Below are 17584 nucleotides of genomic sequence, written 5' to 3' on the forward strand. Positions count from 1 at the left end.
TCACTGTGCGGTGACGGCGTGTGCTGCGGGGATGGCGGATGCGCTCACGCGCTTGCGGAACACCCAGTAGGTGTAGCCCTGGTAGACCAGCACCGCCGGGATGCCGAACAACGCCACCACGCTCATCACGCCCAGCGTGTAGTCCGAGGACGACGCCGAACCCACCGTCAGGCTGAATGCCTCGTCGACGGTCGAGGGCAGCACGGTGGGGAACACCGCGGTGAAGATGGTTGCCGTCCCGGCGACTACGAAGATGCCGAGCCCGGCGAAGGAGAGTCCGTCCCGCCCCGCCTTGGCCAGCAGCCAGGCCGCCGCCGCACCGAGGGCGGCGACCAGCAGCGTCGCCACCGTCAGCGCCTTGCCGTGGCGCAGCACCAACACGGCCGCCCAGGCGGCCATCGGCAGCAGCGCTACCGGCAGCCAGCGCAGGACCAGCGCCTTGGCCCGCAACCGGATCCCGCCGTCGGTCTTCAACGCCAGGAACGCCGCCGCGTGCACCAGGCTGAAGCCGACCACTGCCAGCCCGCCGAGCACCGCATAGCCGTTGAACCAGGCGAACGGTCCGCCCACGCGGTCGCCGTTGGCGTTGAGCGGCAGGCCGGTGGTGGTCAGGGCGAGCATGGCGCCGACGCCGAAGGCCGCGATCAAGGAGCCCAGCGCGATCGCCCAGTCCCAGCGGGCCCGCCACCGATCGGTGTCCACCTTGCCGCGGTATTCGATGCCGACGGCGCGGAAGATCAGGGCCAGCAGCACCAGCACCAGCGGGAGGTACAGGCCGGAGAACAGGGCGGCGTACCACTCGGGGAAAGCCGCAAACGTGGCGGCGCCCGCGGTGACCAGCCAGACTTCGTTGCCGTCCCAGACCGGGCCGATGGTGTTGAGCAGCACGCGGCGCTCCGTGTTGTTCCGGGCGAAGCCGCGCATCATCATGCCGACGCCGAGGTCGAATCCCTCCAGGAACAGGTACCCGGTCCAGAAGAAGGCGATGACAATGAACCAGATGGTGGGCAGGGTTTCCATGTTGCCGTCCTTATCGATCCGTAGGAGCCGGTTCAGTACGCGAAGGCGAGCACATCATCGGTGTCTTTGCCGTCGCCGTTGTTTCCGTCTCCGTCCTTGCCGGTGCCGTCGCCGCCGTCGTCCTTGCCCGGGCCATCCGCGGAGGTTGCGTGCAGCAGTTCGGGCATCGCCGCGGGCACACCGCCGCGGCAGTAGGCAGCGAGCAGCTTCACTTCCACCACCAGCAGTGAGCCGTAGACCAGGGTGAAGGCGCTCAGCGAGAAAATCAGCTCCCCCAGCGAGACGCCCGGCGACACGGCCGCGGCCGTGAACATGAAGACGTTGTCGATGCCGTCGGGGTCCGGGTTGGGTGCGACGACGAACGGTTGGCGGCCCATCTCCGTGAAGATCCAGCCGGCCGAGTTGGCGCCGAACGGGGCAAGGATTCCGAGCACGGCCAGCCGCATCAGCCACTTCGATTCGGGCACGGTGCCCTTGCGCACCACCCACAGGGCGACGGCGGCGGCCGCGGCTGCCAACATGCCGAAGGTAATCATCATCCGGAAGCCCCAGTACGTGACTTCCATGACCGGCACGTAGTCGATTTCGCTGCCGGCTCGCTCGCCGTAGATCGGGTTGTCGGGCAGGTGCGTCCCGAAGCGCTCCTGGTACTCCGGCAGCAGGCTGTTGATGCCCCGGATCTCGGTGTCGAAGTCGCCGTTGGCCATGAAGGAGAGCAGTCCGGGCAACTCCACCACGGCGACCATGTCGTCGCAGTCGTTGGAGCCGAGGTCGCCGACCGTCAGGATGGAGAAGCCGGTCCCGTCGTGGCAGGCGGCCTCCGCCGCCGCCATCTTCATGGGCTGTTGCTGGAACATCAGTTTGGCCTGCAGGTCCCCGGTGAGGGACACGCCGGCGAAGGAGACGACGGCGACGACCGCGCCGATCCGCAGCGAGCGGAGCCAGACCTTGTGGTCGGCCGCATCCCTGCCGCGTGCCGGATCCGATCCCACGACCACCGTGCCGTCCGGGCCTACGGTGTCGATGCCGTCGCGGCGGCGCTTCCACAGGTGGTACCAGCTGATGCCCAGCAGGAAACCGCCGGCGACCGAGGTGGCGCCGAAGATTGTGTGCGGGAAAGCCACCAGCAGGGTGTTGTTGGTCAGCACCGCCCAGACGTCCACCATCACCGGCCGCCCGTCGACCATTTCAACGCCGACCGGATGCTGCATCCAGGAGTTCGCGGCCAGGATGAAGTAGGCCGAACAGACGGTGGCCAGCGAGGCGCCCCAAATGCTGAGCAGGTGCACCGCTTTGGGCAGCCGGCCCCAGCCGAAAATCCACAACCCCAGGAAGATGGACTCCACGAAGAACGCGAGCAGCGCCTCCATGGCCAGCGGCGCGCCGAAGACGTCGCCGACGAAGCGGCTGTACTCGCTCCAGGCCATGCCGAACTGGAACTCCTGGACCAGGCCGGTGGCCACACCCATGATGAAGTTGATCAGGAACAATTTGCCCCAGAACTTGGTCATCCTCAGGTACTGGTCCTTGCCGGTGCGGTACCAGGCCGTGTGCATGATCGCGACGAGCAGCCCGAGGCCAATGGTCAGCGGCACCATGAGGAAGTGGTAAACAGTCGTGATACCGAACTGCCACCGCGCGATTTCCAGTGCTTCCATTGCCATTGCCTCCCCGGACTGAACTGGGTATCCGGACAGCTCCGGAAACCTTTTCTACAAGCCGTAGAACTTAATCTTCTACGAACTGTAGAACATTTGGGCGAAAGACGGTAAATTAGAGACCAAGAGCACGGTCGCGGAAAGGTTCTGCGCGCCGTCGATGCGACGTTAAAGAGACGAAAAGGAACCAGATGGCTACTCTCGGAGATTTGGAACGGGCGGTCATGGACGTGCTGTGGTCCCAGAACGCCGCCGATCCTGCTGAAGCCGGCCTGACGGCCAATGAGCTGCGCGACACTTTGGCACAGGTCTCCGCGGACGGAGCGGATGGCAAGGAGTTGGCCGTCACGACGGTGCTGACGGTCCTGTCCCGGCTTGAGAAGAAGGGACTGGTCCAGCGCGGCCGCGACATCCGCCCCCATCGCTACCGGGCAGTAACGAGCCGCGAAGAGCACACCGTGGAGCTGATGCACGAAGTCTTGGGCTCGGCCCCGGACCGCGAGGCCGTCCTGGCCCGGTTCATCGGCACGGTCAGCGACGAGGAAGCCGAAACCCTGCGCAAGATCCTCTCTTCCGACTGAGCTGAATGTTCCTGGCCTCCTATCTGCTGGCCGCCATGGCGGTCATTTTGGCGTGGCCGGCTCCCATCCTGCTCTCTCGGGCACGCTGGACAGCCCGCAGTCCCGGGACGGCGCTGGTGCTTTGGCAGGCCATCGCCTTGGCCGGCGGCCTGTCCATGATCGGGGCGATGCTGACGTGGGGCCTGGAACCACTGGGCGAACACCTGCTGGCGGGCCTCCGTGGACTGACCGGCCTTTTGCTTGACGACAGCGCGGACACGGGCCTTGACCTGGTGCACGTGTTCGCGCTCAGCGCCGCCCTGCTGCTCTCCGTCCATTTGGTCTTCACGCTGCTGCTGACCTACTACAAGATCCGCAAGCAGCGCGGCCGGCACCGCGACCTGCTGAACCTGCTCAGCTCCCCGTCCGAGGACTCCCCGCGCACCTTGGTGATCAACCATCCGGCGCCGGTGGCCTACTGCCTGCCGGGCGGCGGCGGCTCGGTCACGGTGCTCTCGAACGGCCTGCTCGAGTTGCTCTCGCCGGACGAACTGCACGCCGTCATGACGCATGAAAAGGCGCATCTGGAACAGCGCCACGACCTGCTGCTGTGGGCCTTCGCCGCCTGGCGGGCGGCCCTGCCCTGGCTCCCCACGTCGAAGCTGGCCAGGACGGCCGTGAACGAGCTGATCGAGATGCTCGCAGACGACCATGCCCTGAAGACGTCGGACCGCGGGACACTGGTGCGGGCGATCGCCGTCGTCGCCGCCGGTGAGCGGCCGGCGGCCACGGCGGGCCCGGCCGCCGGCATCGGCGACCCCGCGAAGGCTTTGCTCGGCGCCGCCGAGGCGGAAACCCTTGTCACCGCACACCGGCTCCGGCGGCTGCTCTCCCCTGTTCCGGCCCTCAGCGGGGCAGCCCGGGCCGCGGTGCTGCTGGCCGCGGCATTGCTGCTGGCGGTGCCGACCGCCCTGCTGGTGGCACCCGGGCTGGCGGCCTAGGCGTCGATCCGTTCCCGGTCCAGCATCGAGGCGCCGGCCACGATGAACTCCTTGCGCGGGGCCACGTCGGAACCCATCAGCAGGTCGAAGGCGCGCTCGGCGGCTTCGGCGTCCTCGATCCGCACCCTGCGCAAGGTTCGGTGGCGAGGCTCCATGGTGGTCTCGGCCAGCTGGTCGGCGTCCATTTCGCCCAGGCCCTTGTAGCGCTGGATCGGCTCCTTGTACTTCCTGCCGTCCTGCTCCAGCGTGGCGAGCAGTTTGTGGAGTTCGTTCTCCGAGTAGGTGTACACCACCTCGTTGGCCTTGGCGCCATGATTGATGATCTCCACGCGGTGCAGCGGCGGCACGGCGGCGAAGACGCGTCCGGCGTCGACCAGGGGGCGCATGTAGCGGAAGAAGAGCGTCAGCAGCAGCGTGCGGATGTGCGCGCCGTCGACGTCGGCATCCGTCATGAGCACGACCTTGCCGTAGCGGGCGGCGTCCAGTTGGAAGCTGCGTCCCGACCCGGCCCCGACCACCTGGATGATGGCCGCGCATTCGGCGTTGGAGAGCATGTCGCCCACCGAGGCCTTCTGCACGTTAAGGATCTTGCCGCGGATGGGCAGCAGCGCCTGATGGTCCGAAGAGCGGGCCAGCCGCGCCGTGCCCAAAGCGCTGTCGCCCTCGACGATGAACAGCTCGGTGCGTTCGACTTCGTTGGTGCGGCAGTCGATCAGCTTTGCCGGCATGGATGAGGTCTCCAGCGCATTCTTGCGCCGCTGCGTCTCCTTGTGGACGCGGGCCGAAATGCGGGATTTCATCTCGCTGACGACCTTTTCCAGCAGCAGCGCGGATTGGGCCTTGTCCCCGCGGTTCGAGGACGCCAGCTTGGCGGACAGCTCCTTCTCCACCACCCGGGACACGATGGCGCGTACGGCGGAGGTGCCCAGGATCTCCTTGGTCTGGCCTTCGAACTGCGGCTCGGCCAGGCGGACGGTGAGCACCGCGGTCAGGCCGGCGAAGACGTCGTCCTTTTCGATCTTGTCGCTGCCGGCCTTGAGCTTGCGCGCGTTGGCCTCGATCACCTTGCGGAAGGTCTTCAGGAGCGCCTGTTCGAAGCCGGTCTGGTGCGTGCCGCCCTTGGGAGTGGCAATGATGTTGACGTAGGAACGGACCGTGGTGTCGTAGCCGATGCCCCAGCGCAAGGCCACGTCCACCTCGCAGTCGCGGTCGACCTCGGCAATCTTGCTGTGACCGTTTTCGTCGAGTACCGGAACGGTTTCCTTGAACTTGCCGGAGCCGTGGAAGCGCCAGACATCCGTGACGGCGCTGTCGTTGGCCAGGTACTCGACGAACTCGGCAATGCCGCCGTCGTGGTGGAACACTTCCTCGATCGGGCCGTCCCCGCCGGGGGTGCCGGCCATTTTGCGCGCGTCGCGCAGCGTGATCTTCAGCCCCGGCACCAGGAACGAGGTCTGCCGGGCCCGGTTCTGCAGCTCTTCGTAGGAGAATTTGGCGTCCGGGGTAAAGATCTGCCTGTCGCCCCAGTACCTGATGCGCGTGCCGGTGACGCCGCGCTTGGCGGTACCGACCACTTCCAGTTTGGAGCCGGTGACGAACGGCTCGAACGTGGACTCCGGGCCCGGCCCCCGGGCCGTGTCGATGAACTTGCCCGGCTCGCCGCGGCGGAAGGACATTTGGTATGTCTTGCCGCCGCGGTCCACCTGGACATCCAGGCGGGACGACAGGGCGTTGACCACGCTGGCGCCGACGCCGTGCAGGCCGCCGGAGGCGGTATACGAGCCGCCGCCGAATTTGCCGCCGGCGTGCAGCTTGGTGAACACCACTTCGACGCCGCTCAAGCCGGTTTTTGGTTCGATGTCCACCGGGATGCCGCGGCCGTCGTCGTGGATCTCCACCGATCCGTCCGGGTGCAGCGTGATTTTGATGCTCTGCCCGTAGCCGGCCAGCGCCTCGTCGACGGAGTTGTCGATGATTTCCCAGAGGCAGTGCATCAACCCGCGGGAATCGGTGGACCCGATGTACATGCCCGGCCTTTTGCGGACGGCTTCCAGCCCTTCCAGGACGGAAAGATGGCGTGCTGTGTACTCAGACTTCGTTGGCGCCACGTGTACGAGTGCTCCTTGGCAGACAGAACTGCGGTCCTTGGCCGCGGCCCGCCGCGAATAACGGACCGTTACTAGGCTAATCCCCTTTGCGGGCGGGCTTGTGCACCGCGCCGGGGCGCACGGTGGCATGTGACGCAGCTCCCGGCTGTTACCGACACGTGATACGCGGTGAGCGAAAGTTGCCCCATCTTGCGAAGATTTACGCGCTTCGGATGGTTCTATGGATAGACGCACTCGTAAGGAGGTCATCATGACAACAGCAGTAGCCCCCCGTGAACTGACCGCATTGGACCGATGCGACCGGTGTGGCGCCCAAGCCTATGTACGGGCTGTCCTGGCCTCCTCCGGCGGCGAACTCCTCTTCTGCGGGCACCATGCCCGGCAGCATGAGCCGCAGCTTCGCTCCAAGGCCTCGGAATGGCAGGACGAGACCGGCCGGCTGACCGAAAAGGCCGGCGCCGCCGCCGAATAGGTTCTCCGGGAACAGCTGCAGCCGCAGCCCGTCCCCGGTGCGGTCCGACAGGTCCGCGCGGTACCCCGATCAAAGGGCGCCGTTCCCCGCAAGGGGAACGGCGCCCTTGGCGTTTCCGAAGGCGTTTCCGCCGGCGCATACGGGCCTGGATACGGCGCGGGCTCTCTCCCCTTCCCGTGCCCCCCGGTTAACGCAGCAGGGCCGGCCCCCGCGGGTGCCGGCCCTGCTGCGCAGTCGGATATCAGTCCAGGTAGTCGCGCAGTACCTGCGACCGCGACGGGTGCCGCAGCTTGGACATGGTCTTGGATTCGATCTGGCGGATGCGTTCACGGGTGACGCCGTAGACCTTGCCGATTTCGTCTAAAGTCTTCGGCTGGCCGTCGGTCAGCCCGAAGCGCATGGCCACCACGCCGGCTTCGCGCTCGGACAGTGTGTCCAGCACCGAGTGGAGCTGCTCCTGCAGCAAGGTGAAGCTGACCGCGTCGGCGGGAACCACGGCTTCGGAGTCTTCGATCAGGTCGCCGAACTCCGAGTCGCCGTCTTCGCCCAGCGGCGTGTGCAGCGAGATCGGCTCGCGCCCATACTTCTGGACCTCGACGACCTTTTCCGGCGTCATGTCCAGTTCCTTGGCCAGCTCTTCGGGAGTCGGCTCGCGGCCCAGGTCCTGGAGCATTTGGCGCTGCACGCGGGCCAGCTTGTTGATGACTTCCACCATGTGCACCGGGATGCGGATCGTGCGGGCCTGGTCCGCCATGGCGCGGGTGATGGCCTGCCGGATCCACCAGGTTGCGTAGGTGGAGAACTTGAAGCCCTTGGTGTAGTCGAACTTCTCGACGGCGCGGATCAGGCCCAGGTTGCCTTCCTGGATCAGATCCAGGAACAGCATGCCGCGGCCGGTGTAGCGCTTGGCCAGCGAGACCACCAGGCGCAGGTTGGCTTCCAGCAGGTGGTTCTTGGCGCGCTTGCCGTCGTGGACAATTTGCTCCAGGTCGCGTCGCAGGCGCGTCTCCATGGTGCCGTCGTCCTTGGCCAGCTTCTCTTCGGCGAAGAGACCGGCCTCGATCCGCAGGGCGAGGTCGACTTCCTGCTCGGCGTTCAGCAGGGCGACCTTGCCGATCTGCTTCAGGTAGTCCTTGACCGGGTCTGCGGTGGCGCCGGCGGAGACTACCTGCTGGGCGGGGGCGTCGTCGTCGTCGGCGTCCGAGTAAACAAACCCGGAACCGGTCTCGCCTTCCTTGCCCTTCTTGGCGCCGGTTTCCTCGGCGGCTTCTACATCTTCCTCCGTGGGCTCCGGCTCAGCTTCGGGATCCTCGTCGACTTCTTCCGTAGCCAGCCCGGCGGTGTTCGCCTCATCCTTTTTGGCAGCGGCACCGGGCTTGCGGCCGCGCCGTTTGGGAGCAGCTTCCGCCGCTGCCGCTGACTGGGCGCCCGCGCGCTTGGTCGTCGCGGACTTTTTCGGAGCGGAGGCAGCAGTCTCCTCATCGGGAGCTGCAGCAGTCTTCTTGTCCGGTGACACAGAGAACCTTTCGTACGGCGGTCTGTGACGCTACCTGCGGGTAACACCACTATGACCCTGTCAAGTCCGTGAATGACTTCAAACCAAACCACGGACGCAGGGTCTGCAAGGCATAACCTGTTCCGCGGCGACGGTATTCCCGCAGGAACTACCGCTGTTTGAAACACGAACCCAACCGGGTCTCGGTTCCCATTGTCTCACGATTCAGACCGCCGGATGAACTGGTTTTCGACCATCGCGGACGCCGCGGTCATGCCGCCAGGTGCCTCCGGCCCGGCCAGGCCGTCTCCCGCCGGCGCGCCCACACCGGCAGCATTCCGCTGCCCGCCAGTTCCTGCACCAGTTCCGCAAGCCGGTAGCCAGGCAATTCGCGCAGGCAGGCTTCCGCCCGTTGATGCGCATGCGAACCGCGCCCCCGTGCCCATTCGATCCAGGCATGCAGCGTGCCGGCGGCGGCGCGGGAGCGCCCCGTTCCGACGGCGTGCAGGTGTTGGAGCAGGTGGGCCGTGGCGTCCACGCGATCCCAGTCCGGAGCGTGGGGCGAGTCGCCGATCAAGATCCTTGACCAGCCCCGGGCCGCCGCAGGATCGCCGGATCCGGACAATGGCTCCGTGGGCGGCACCGCGTCGGTCGCCCCATCCGTGTCCTGGAGGAGGCCGGACGCATCCGCCCACCGGTACGCGGTCTCGGGGCTGCTGCAGGCGAAGATGGCAACGCCATCCCGGACCGCGTTGTCGGTCAGGCTTGCGAGCAGGAATGCCTGTGCTTCCGCCGTGACGGTTCCGGCCCGGTGCGCGGCCAGGGAATGCTCCCAGCGGCAGAGGGTATGGAAGTAGAAGGCCGGATGGGTCCACCCTCCCGCGCGCCCCTCGGCCAGCCGATCCGCCTCCTGCTGTATCCCGGCCGCCGCAGCGGGTGCCGCGGACGTTGCCGGTGACGGCGCTTCGGCGGCCTCCGCCGCGGATGCCGCATAGGTGCTGCCGCTGTAGACGAGTTCGGCGTTCAACGCGCTGTCCCGGATCTGTGACACCGGCCGCCCGGGCATCGGGCAGCATCCGATGTCGCCGCAGTAAAGCTCGCGCCAGTGCTGCGGGCCCACCGTCCAGCCCCCGCGCACCGGCAGTCCGGCGGCGGACAAGGAACGGCCGAGGCAGGCTACGAGTCGGGCGTGAGGCGGCCGGTCCGGCGAACGCCAGGGGTGGTCCGTGTAGAGAATCAGCAGCGCGGAGTCGGCGTCCTCATCGGAGCGCAGATAGTCCGCCGCTGTGTCGGTAAACAGCTCGAGGTGGCAGCTGTCCTCGCTGGTGGGGAGGTCCAGGCGGAGCGTCGCGCCCAGGCGGCCCCGGGAAAGGGCCAGCAGCACCACGCTGTCGGCGGGAAGGAATCCCAGCGCATGCGGCACGAAACCTAGGACGTCGACGGGCTGGCGGGCGGTGAACTTCTTCTTCTCCATGACAGGAGCCTTCCGCTGCGGCCGGCCCGGCCGCTAGCCGACGGGTCGCCGCTGTGGACGGTGGCCCTGGCGAAGGCCTTGTGGAGGGAGGGTGCTCAACCGCCCCGGGTTCCGCCGTTCCCCCTGCGTTCCCGGATCCGTTCGCGCCGCCGGCGGCGCTCCCGTGCCAGCGCGTCACGCAGCGGCGGCACGGTGATCCCTCCGTGCGACATCCGGGTACGCACTCGTTTGCGCACGGCCAGCATCGCCAGCGTGCCCGCGATCAGGAACAGGAACTGGAGGCTGAAGGCCAGCTTGAAGGAGTCCAGCGCGTACAGGTCTCCCTGGGAGAACCCGCTGGCCAGCAGGGCGTCAAGGACGACGCCCATGCCGAGCATTACCAGCAGCGCCGAGATAAAACCGCCGACGTTGACGATCCCGGTTGCCGTTCCGGCACGGCTGAGCGGATTGAAGGTCCGGGCGAAGTCGAAGCCGATCATGGACCCCGGTCCCCCGACGGACACGGCCATGACCAGCAGCAGAAGCAGCCAATACGGGGCAGGGCCGGGGTAAACCAGCACGCACAGCCAGGCCGCCGACATTGCCGCAACGATCAGCAGAACCATGGTGGAGCGCCTCAGGGGATGCCGGCCGACCCAGCGTCCCAGCAACGGGCCGGCGACGAAGGAGGTAAGGACCGCGGCCGTCATCAGCACCGAGGCTTCCGTCGGCGTCAGGCCCTGGGCCGAGACCAGGAACGGGTAGCCCCACATGAGCATGAATACGTTCGCGGGGAACTGGAGCGTGAAATGAGTCCACAGTCCCAGTCTCGTACCCGGTTCCCGCCACGCCTCGGCCAACGACGCCCCGGTCTGGCGCAAGCTCGGCTGCGGGGCCTTCCGCTGTTGGCCCGGCTCGTTGCGGACCACCGCGAGGGCAAGGACGAAGGCCACCGCCGAGAGCGCGGCAACGGAGAGGAACGCCGGCGTCCAACCCGCAAGGTTGAGGATGGCCACGAAAGGGATGACGCTGATCAGCTGGCCGATCTGACCCAGCTGGCCGGTCAACTGGGTCAGCAGCGGTATCCGCTTCCCGCTGAACCAACTGGGCAGCAACCGCAGCACGGACACGAAGGTCATGGCATCGCCGGCACCGACCAGGACGCGTCCGGCCAGCCCTTCGGGAACCGAGGACGCGAAAGCCAATGCGGTTTGCCCGGCCAGCATCAGCACGGCTCCTCCGGCCACCATCATCCGCGGCCCGTACTTGTCCACCATCAGGCCCACGGGTATCTGCAACCCCGCGTAAACCACCAGTTGAAGCACGGTGAACGTCGACAACGCGGCGGCGGTGGCATCAAAGCGCTCAGTGGCCTGCAGGCCTGCTACGCCAAAGGTTGTCCGCTGGGTGATCGCCACCAAGTAGGCGAATATCCCGCTCCCCCACACCCACCAAGCCCGCCGCGAATCCATTGCTCCATCTTGCCCACGGCCCGGGGCAAGGTACTAATCGGCGTCGCCGGACCCTGCGGAGGCTCCTTCGCCCCCGCCGTCGTCCGTGGCAGGCCGGGTGGCCAGGAAGGCCTCCACGGCCGCGCCGATTTCGTCGGCGTCGGGAAGCTCTTCGTTGTCCTTGACCAGCAGCGAGCGGCGCTCTTCGTGCCCCGCGTACTCGTCATACCGCTCTTCCAACCGGCCGACGACCCGCTGGACGTCGGCAGAATCCTGTACCTGCCGGTCGATCTGGCTTTCGACCTCGCGTCCGGTCTCGCGCAGCCGATCTGTCGGCAACGTCAGCGAGGTGGCGGCGCCGACGTACTCCAGTGCCGCGACGGCGGCCGGTGGGTACTGGGCGTCCGACAGGTAGTGGGGCACATGGATGGAATAGCCGACGACGTCGCGCCCGGCCTCGGCCAGGCGCATTTCCAGCAGCGGGCCGATGCCGGCCTGCAGCTCCGCCTGGGGCTTCCAACTGGTGATCCCGTCGATCAGGTCCTGCCGCGAGCCGTGGACGGTGACGCCGATCGGGCGGGTGTGCGGCACCGGCATCGGAAGCGACTGGACCCACGCGACCAGCCGGGTCTGGAGCCGGTTCGCCAGCCAGACGACCGCCCGGGAGAACCGCTCCCACTGGTAGTCGGGTTCGGGACCGGTCAACAGCAGGAACGGCGTGCCGAGCCCGTCGACCAGCCGGTAGAGCTCGATGGCGGGGGCTTCGTAGTCGGTGAAACGGTCGCCCGCGAAGGTGATGCGGGGCCGCCTGCTGCGGTAGTCCACCAGTTGGTCGACGTCGAAGGAGGCGACCAGCTGTGCATCGAGCTCGTCGAGCAATTCGTCGCCGATCTGCTCCACCACATGACCGGCTTCGGCTGCACCGGTAAATCCCATGACGAGATCAAGCCCGCGCAGCGCAGGCGAGTCGAACAACTCCGCGTTGGTCGACATCAGCGACTGTGGATCCAGCAATGTGCCCTCCGTTCCGGCATCGTCTTTCCCTGCCGTGCATGGCTCTCTAGCAATGTTCAGCGCCCGGGCGGGCGGAAAAATTCCTGCACTGCTGGCCGTGACAGCGCGTGCGCGGCACCGGATCCGGTGCCGGAGAGACTACGATCGACAGGTGCAGGCCCTGTTCCGGCCAACCTCTAAAGGCTCATTCCTGCTGGAACTACTGTAAACACAACGGTAAGCAACCGGTGAGCGGCGGCGGGCACCACCCGTCCGGCGCCGGCCGGCTGAAGGAGAAGTTAGGACAGATCTGCGTGATCCCCACGACCGAGCTCAAGCTCAGCGCCATTGCCAAAGATGTCAAAAAGGCCAAGTCCAACGCCCTCGTCATTGCGGTCGGACAGGACGGCGATGGTCCGGTCCTGCTGGAGAATCCGTTGCCGGCCAAGGCGTCGAAGACGCTGCAGGAGTCCCTCCCGCTGCTCGGTGTAACCGGGGCCGCCGACGAGGTGCACCGCCTGCCGGGGCTGCCCGAATCCGGGGCGGATGTGGTGGTGCTGGCGGGCGTCGGGAAATTGCTGCCCGGGCAGGCGCTGACGGAAGAAACCCTGCGCCGCACCGCCGGCTCGGCCGTGCGGCAACTCGCCGGGGTCCGGTCGGTGGCCCTCGGCCTGCCGGCCGGAACGGTCGCCGAAGCCGCGGCTGTTGCCGAAGGCGCGGCCCTGGGGGCCTATGACTTCAGCGATCACCGCACCCGCGGGGCCGGGGTCCGCGGCCCGGTGGCGGAAGCCACCGTCATCACGCCGGTCGCCGGCGATAAGGAACTGGCGAAGGCGCTCAAGCGGGCCTCGGTGCTGGGACGGGCGGTCAATGCGACGCGCTCCCTGGTCAACCAGCCGCCGAGCCACCTGTACCCGGAGTCGTTCGCCGAGGCGGCCACGCAGATGGCCAGGAACCTGCCGGTCAAGGTCACCGTCCTGGACGAGAACCGGCTGGCCAAGGACGGCTACGGCGGCTTGACCGGCGTCGGCAAGGGATCCAGCCGCCCGCCCCGCCTGGTCAAGGTGGAATACGCGCCGGTCCGGGCCAAGGCGAAGCTCGCCTTCGTGGGCAAGGGCATCACCTTCGACTCCGGCGGCCTCTCGCTCAAGCCGGCCACGGGCATGATGACCATGAAGTGCGACATGGCGGGCGCGGCCGTGGTGCTGAACGCCGTCCTGGCCATCGCCGAGCTGGGACTGCCGGTGAAGGCCACCGCGTGGCTATGCCTGGCGGAAAACATGCCCTCCGGCACCGCCTCCCGTCCCTCCGACGTATTAACCATGTACGGCGGCAAGACGGTGGAAGTGCTGAACACGGACGCCGAAGGCCGGCTGGTCATGGCCGACGGACTCGCTGCCGCCAGCGAGGAACATCCCGACGTCCTGCTGGACGTCGCCACCTTGACGGGCGCGCAGATGGTCGCGCTGGGCAGCCGGGTGGCCGCGGTCATGGGCGAAGAACCGGTACGTGATGCCGTCAAGGCCGCCGCTGACAGGGCGGGGGAACTGTTCTGGCCGATGCCGCTGCCGGAAGAACTTCGTCCCAGCCTGGACTCGCAGGTGGCGGACCTGTCCAACATGGGCGACAAGTACGGCGGCATGCTGACCGCCGCGATCTTCCTGCGCGAGTTCGTGGGCGAATCCGGCGGCGTGCGCATCCCGTGGGCCCACCTGGACATCGCCGGTCCGGCCTTCAACGAAGGCTCTCCGCACGGCTACACCCCGAAGGAGGGCACCGGCGTCGCCGTCCGCACGCTGGTTGCCTATGCCGAGGATGTGGTGGCCCGCAGCTCCTGAGCCTGCATCCCTCGCCACTTCCCGCGTGAATCCGCACACAATCCGGCCTGTTGGGGCCGTCACCAACTAGATGATGGTATGCGGGAGGGCTAAGGTGAAACCCAACCAACTTCGTTCGTCAACCCCAATCAACTCATCGACGTGTCACCACACGTTGCGAACACGCGAGGGAGCGTTCACGTGGCCGATTCGGCAACAGCGCAAGAATTCGACATCCTGATCCTCGGCGGCGGCAGCGGCGGTTATGCCGCTGCCCTGCGCGCCGTGCAGCTGGGCTTCAGCGTCGGCCTGGTGGAAAAGGGCAAGCTCGGCGGCACCTGCCTGCACAACGGCTGCATCCCCACCAAGGCGCTGTTGCATTCGGCCGAGCTGGCCGACCATGCCAAGGACGCCGCGAAATACGGCGTGAACGTTAGCCTCGATTCCATCGATATGGCTGCCGTCAATGCCTACAAGGACGGGGTCATCGCCGGGAAGTTCAAGGGCCTGACCGGCCTGGTCAAGTCCAAGGGCATCACCGTCATCGAAGGTGAAGGCAAGCTCGTCGGCACGGACACCATCGAGGTCGGCGGCACCGCCTACAAGGGCAAGAACATCGTCCTGGCCACCGGTTCCTACTCCAAGACCCTCCCCGGCCTGGAAATCGGCGGCAAGGTCATCACCTCCGACCACGCCCTGAAGATGGACACCCTGCCCAAGAGCGCCGTGGTGCTCGGCGGCGGCGTCATCGGCGTCGAGTTCGCCTCGGTCTGGAACTCGTTCGGCGTTGACGTCACCATCGTCGAGGGCCTGCCCTCGCTGGTGCCCAACGAGGACCCGGCCATCATCAAGCAGCTGGAGCGCGCGTTCAAGAAGCGCGGCATCAAGTTCAACACCGGCGTTTTCTTCGACAAGGTGGAACAGAACGACGACGGCGTGGTGGTCACCCTCGCCGACGGCAAAACGTTCCAGGCCGACCTGATGCTGGTCGCCGTCGGGCGCGGGCCGAGCACCGCAGGACTGGGCTTCGAGGAAGCCGGCCTCACGGTTGACCGCGGCTTCGTGATCACCAACGAGCGGCTGCACACCGGCGTCGGCAACATCTACGCCGTCGGCGACATCGTCCCGGGCGTCCAGCTGGCCCACCGCGGATTCCAGCAGGGCATCTTCGTGGCCGAGGAGATCGCCGGCAACAAGCCGGCCCTCATCGAAGACATCAACATCCCGAAGGTCACCTACTGCGACCCGGAGATTGCCTCCGTCGGCCTCAACCAGCCGCAGGCCGAGGAGAAGTTCGGCAAGGACAACGTGGAAACCGTCGAGTACAACCTGGCCGGCAACGGCAAGAGCTCGATCCTGGGCACCAGCGGCATGATCAAGATGGTCCGCGAAAAGGACGGCCCCATTGTGGGCATGCACATGATCGGCGGCCGCATCGGCGAGCAGATCGGCGAGGCGCAGCTGATCGTCAGCTGGGAAGCCTACCCGGAGGACGTCGCGGCGCTCATCCACGCGCACCCCACGCAGAACGAGGCCCTCGGCGAAGCCGCCATGGCGCTGGCCGGCCGCCCGCTGCACGGGTAACAAGCCCTCCCCTGGTGCACCCGTCCCCGCCGGACGGGTGCACTAGGCTCAAGACAAGACTCGATGTACCGGCCAGGCCGGAAAAATAGACTCAAAGGAGAACGGGCACCACATGTCTGAAACCGTGAACTTGCCCGCCCTCGGTGAAAGCGTCACCGAAGGCACTGTGACCCGCTGGCTGAAACAGGTCGGCGACCGGGTCGAAGTCGACGAACCCCTGCTCGAGGTGTCCACCGATAAAGTCGACACCGAGATCCCCTCTCCGGTAGCCGGTGTGATCGAAGAGATCCTGGTGGCCGAGGACGAAACCGCCGACGTCGGAGCCCCGCTGGTGCGCATTGGCGACGGTTCCGGCTCAGGCGAGGCCGCCGAAGCAGCGCCTGCGGAGGCGGAAGCCCCCCAGCAGGAGGCTCCGAAGCAGGAGGCCCCCCAGCAGGAAGAGCCCCAGCAGGAGGAGCCGAAGCAGGAGGAGCCGCGTCAGGAAGCCCCTGCCGCGGAAGCTCCGGCCGCCGGTTCCGGCGAGGGCACCGAAGTCACGCTCCCGGCACTGGGCGAAAGCGTTACCGAAGGAACGGTCACCCGCTGGTTGAAGCAGGTGGGCGACACGGTCGAGGTCGATGAGCCGCTGCTCGAGGTCTCCACCGACAAGGTCGACACGGAGATCCCGTCCCCGGTGGCCGGCACGTTGCAGGAAATCAAGGTCGCCGAGGATGAGACCGCCGAGGTCGGTTCAGTGCTCGCCATCATTGGCACCGGTGCCGGCCCCGCCAAGGCGGAGCCGAAGGAAGCGGAGCCGGTGGCCGCCGCGCCCGCCGAGGACCGCGAGGCCCCGGTGGCGGAACCGGCCGCCGAACAGCCGGCCGCCGAAGCTCCGAAGGCCGAGGCGCCCAAGGCGGAGGCTCCGGAGGCAGCAGCCCCCCAGGCTGCACCTGCCCCGGCCGCCGCCGAGTCCGCCGCCGGCCCGGACGCCGGCTACGTCACCCCGCTCGTGCGCAAGCTGGCCAACCAGCACGGCGTGGACCTGTCCACCGTCAAGGGCACCGGCGTTGGCGGACGCATCCGCAAGCAGGACGTGATGGAGGCAGCCGAAGCCGCCAAGCCGGCCGCAGCTCCCGCAGCCGCCGCAAAGGCTCCGGCGGAGGCCGCGGCCTCGGCGAAGCGCGGCACCGTCGAGAAGGCGCCGCGGATCCGCCAGGTGATCGCCCGCCGGATGCGCGAATCGCTGGACGCGTCCACCCAGCTCACCCAGGTCCACGAGGTCGACATGACCAAGGTGGCCAAGCTGCGCGAGCGCGCCAAGAAGTCCTTCCAGGAGCAGAACGGCGTCAAGCTGACCTACCTGCCCTTTATCGCCAAGGCCGTCGCGGAGGCGCTCAAGCAGCATCCGAAGCTGAACGCCGGGTACGACGAGGAAAAGCAGGAGATCACCTACCACAACGCAGAGCACCTGGCGATTGCGGTGGATACCGACAAGGGCCTGCTGGTCCCGGTGATCAATGACGCCGGCAGCCTGAACCTGGCCGGCCTGGCGGGCAAGATCGCCGATGTTGCCGCACGTACCCGCAGCAACAAGATCGCTCCCGACGAGCTCTCCGGCGGCACCTTCTCGATCACCAACATCGGCAGCGTCGGGGCCCTCTTCGACACGCCGATCATCAACCAGCCGCAGGTGGGAATCCTCGGTACCGGCGCCATCGTCAAGCGGCCCATGGTGGTCCAGGATGAGAACGGCGACGATTCGATCGCCATCCGTTCGATGATGTACCTGTCCCTGACCTACGACCACCGTTTGGTCGACGGCGCAGATGCCGGCCGTTTCCTGCAGACGCTGCGGACGCGCCTGGAAGCCGGACAGTTCGAGGCGGACCTGGGCCTCTAGCCCGGACTGCCCCGCGCGACGCACGAATCAGCGGCGGGCTGCGTTCCCCAGTGGACGCAGCCCGCCGCTGTGCTCTGCCGCCCTCGGCCCCCC

The 17584-nt window shown here is 67.3% G+C and carries 13 protein-coding genes; 6 read left to right on the top strand and 7 right to left on the bottom strand.

Annotated features, from left to right (window positions below; genetic code table 11):
• Positions 1–1020, bottom strand: a complete 1020-nt coding sequence (gene cydB, locus AC5RUK_RS04395) for a cytochrome d ubiquinol oxidase subunit II (protein ID WP_494151477.1) — start codon at positions 1018–1020, stop codon at positions 1–3.
• 32 nt (positions 1021–1052) lie between these two features.
• Positions 1053–2678 (bottom strand): cytochrome ubiquinol oxidase subunit I, encoded by a 1626-nt coding sequence (locus AC5RUK_RS04400; protein ID WP_494151478.1) that lies wholly within the window; start codon positions 2676–2678, stop codon positions 1053–1055.
• 191 nt (positions 2679–2869) lie between these two features.
• Here AC5RUK_RS04400 and AC5RUK_RS04405 point away from each other — a divergent pair, with 191 nt between their 5' ends.
• Both AC5RUK_RS04405 and AC5RUK_RS04410 read left to right on the top strand, forming a co-directional pair.
• Positions 2870–3259: a BlaI/MecI/CopY family transcriptional regulator gene (locus AC5RUK_RS04405; protein WP_493987433.1), complete on the top strand. Its 390-nt coding sequence runs from the start codon at positions 2870–2872 to the stop codon at positions 3257–3259.
• A 5-nt stretch (positions 3260–3264) separates the two neighbouring features.
• Complete coding sequence (locus tag AC5RUK_RS04410; protein WP_493987434.1) at positions 3265–4239, top strand: M56 family metallopeptidase; 975 nt, start codon at positions 3265–3267, stop codon at positions 4237–4239.
• Here AC5RUK_RS04410 and AC5RUK_RS04415 read toward each other — a convergent pair.
• Positions 4236–6347 carry a DNA gyrase/topoisomerase IV subunit B gene (locus tag AC5RUK_RS04415; RefSeq protein ID WP_494108708.1) on the bottom strand — a complete coding sequence of 704 codons (2112 nt, stop codon included), beginning with the start codon at positions 6345–6347 and terminating at the stop codon, positions 4236–4238. The genes AC5RUK_RS04410 and AC5RUK_RS04415 overlap by 4 nt on opposite strands.
• Positions 6348–6597: 250 nt before the next feature.
• Here AC5RUK_RS04415 and AC5RUK_RS04420 point away from each other — a divergent pair, with 250 nt between their 5' ends.
• Positions 6598–6819 carry a DUF7455 domain-containing protein gene (locus AC5RUK_RS04420; RefSeq protein WP_493987436.1) on the top strand — a complete coding sequence of 74 codons (222 nt, stop codon included), beginning with the start codon at positions 6598–6600 and terminating at the stop codon, positions 6817–6819.
• Between the two features lie 241 nt (positions 6820–7060).
• On the opposite strand, the gene AC5RUK_RS04425 is transcribed toward AC5RUK_RS04420, so the two are convergent.
• The 4 genes from AC5RUK_RS04425 to AC5RUK_RS04440 all read right to left on the bottom strand — a co-directional run bounded on the left by AC5RUK_RS04425 (position 7061) and on the right by AC5RUK_RS04440 (position 12211).
• The gene (locus tag AC5RUK_RS04425; RefSeq protein WP_494108707.1) at positions 7061–8335 is read right to left on the bottom strand and encodes an RNA polymerase sigma factor; all 1275 of its coding nucleotides are present in this window, start codon (positions 8333–8335) and stop codon (positions 7061–7063) included.
• A 250-nt stretch (positions 8336–8585) separates the two neighbouring features.
• Positions 8586–9788 (bottom strand): DUF4192 domain-containing protein, encoded by a 1203-nt coding sequence (locus AC5RUK_RS04430; RefSeq protein ID WP_494151479.1) that lies wholly within the window; start codon positions 9786–9788, stop codon positions 8586–8588.
• Between the two features lie 95 nt (positions 9789–9883).
• A complete protein-coding gene (locus AC5RUK_RS04435; protein WP_494108705.1) occupies positions 9884–11239 on the bottom strand; it encodes an MFS transporter in 1356 nt (451 codons plus the stop codon).
• Between the two features lie 33 nt (positions 11240–11272).
• A complete protein-coding gene (locus AC5RUK_RS04440) occupies positions 11273–12211 on the bottom strand; it encodes a proteasome assembly chaperone family protein (protein WP_494108851.1) in 939 nt (312 codons plus the stop codon).
• Between the two features lie 314 nt (positions 12212–12525).
• Here AC5RUK_RS04440 and AC5RUK_RS04445 point away from each other — a divergent pair, with 314 nt between their 5' ends.
• The 3 genes from AC5RUK_RS04445 (at position 12526) to sucB (ending at position 17491) form a co-directional block, all read left to right on the top strand.
• A complete protein-coding gene (locus AC5RUK_RS04445; protein ID WP_494108704.1) occupies positions 12526–14049 on the top strand; it encodes a leucyl aminopeptidase in 1524 nt (507 codons plus the stop codon).
• A gap of 180 nt (positions 14050–14229) precedes the next feature.
• Complete coding sequence (gene lpdA, locus AC5RUK_RS04450) at positions 14230–15612, top strand: dihydrolipoyl dehydrogenase (protein ID WP_494151480.1); 1383 nt, start codon at positions 14230–14232, stop codon at positions 15610–15612.
• Positions 15613–15724: 112 nt separating this feature from the next.
• Positions 15725–17491 (top strand): 2-oxoglutarate dehydrogenase, E2 component, dihydrolipoamide succinyltransferase, encoded by a 1767-nt coding sequence (gene sucB, locus AC5RUK_RS04455; protein WP_494151481.1) that lies wholly within the window; start codon positions 15725–15727, stop codon positions 17489–17491.
• Positions 17492–17584 lie beyond the last annotated feature (93 nt).

The sequence above is a fragment of the Arthrobacter sp. Y3223065 genome, assembly GCF_059090885.1.

Excerpts from the sequence above, each read along its gene's own strand:
- AC5RUK_RS04430 (WP_494151479.1), bottom strand. The coding sequence starts at position 9,788 with ATGGAGAAGAAGAAGTTCACCGCCCGCCAGCCCGTCGACGTCCTAGGT.
- AC5RUK_RS04435 (WP_494108705.1), bottom strand. The coding sequence starts at position 11,239 with ATGGATTCGCGGCGGGCTTGGTGGGTGTGGGGGAGCGGGATATTCGCC.
- AC5RUK_RS04420 (WP_493987436.1), top strand. The coding sequence starts at position 6,598 with ATGACAACAGCAGTAGCCCCCCGTGAACTGACCGCATTGGACCGATGC.
- AC5RUK_RS04400 (WP_494151478.1), bottom strand. The coding sequence starts at position 2,678 with ATGGAAGCACTGGAAATCGCGCGGTGGCAGTTCGGTATCACGACTGTT.
- AC5RUK_RS04410 (WP_493987434.1), top strand. The coding sequence starts at position 3,265 with ATGTTCCTGGCCTCCTATCTGCTGGCCGCCATGGCGGTCATTTTGGCG.
- AC5RUK_RS04405 (WP_493987433.1), top strand. The coding sequence starts at position 2,870 with ATGGCTACTCTCGGAGATTTGGAACGGGCGGTCATGGACGTGCTGTGG.
- AC5RUK_RS04440 (WP_494108851.1), bottom strand. The coding sequence starts at position 12,211 with ATGTCGACCAACGCGGAGTTGTTCGACTCGCCTGCGCTGCGCGGGCTT.
- cydB (WP_494151477.1), bottom strand. The coding sequence starts at position 1,020 with ATGGAAACCCTGCCCACCATCTGGTTCATTGTCATCGCCTTCTTCTGG.
- sucB (WP_494151481.1), top strand. The coding sequence starts at position 15,725 with ATGTCTGAAACCGTGAACTTGCCCGCCCTCGGTGAAAGCGTCACCGAA.